The organism is Vibrio sp. 704, assembly GCF_033339295.1.
In genome coordinates this window covers 1-547 of the sequence record NZ_JAWOUH010000877.1, presented here as the reverse complement: position 1 = coordinate 547, position 547 = coordinate 1, and the positions used below count along the sequence as shown (strand labels likewise).

1 protein-coding gene is annotated in these 547 nt (G+C 44.4%); it reads right to left on the bottom strand.

Going from position 1 to position 547, the window contains the following annotated elements; all coding sequences use genetic code 11:
* Positions 1-64: 64 nt before the first annotated feature.
* The coding region (locus tag R7R24_RS29650; protein WP_318120581.1) for a TAXI family TRAP transporter solute-binding subunit at positions 65-547 on the bottom strand (483 nt) is incomplete at its 5' end.

Here is a 547-nt window from a genome sequence, read left to right as displayed (position 1 = left end):
AACCAGCATACTCAATCAGGCAGAAAACCATCTTTTTCTGCCTGAGATTGAAATAAGTGAGTGCTTACTTAATTAGACCCACTTCTTTGTAGTATTTTTCTGCACCTGGGTGAAGAGGGATAGAAATACCTGCTTTCACCATGTCTTCTTTTTTCAGGTTAGCAAAAGCTGGATGCAGACGTTTGAAGGTGTCGAAGTTCTCGAACACGGCTTTAGCAACGTTGTATGCAACTTCATCAGAAACATCAGCTGTTGTTACCATTGTTGCTGCAACACCAAAGCTCTTCACGTCTTTATCTGTACCACGGTACATACCAGCCGGCACTGTGCTGAATGCGTAGTACGGGTTATCTGCGACGATCTTGTCGATCTTAGGACCAGTTGCAGGCACTAGCTTCGCATCACATGATGTGGTTGCTTCTTTGATTGAACCGTTTGGATGGCCAACCATGTAGATGAACGCATCAATTTTGTTGTCACAAAGGGCTTGAGAACGCTCTGAGCCTTTTAGCTCTGAAGCAAGTTTGAAGCTGTCATTTGTCCAGCC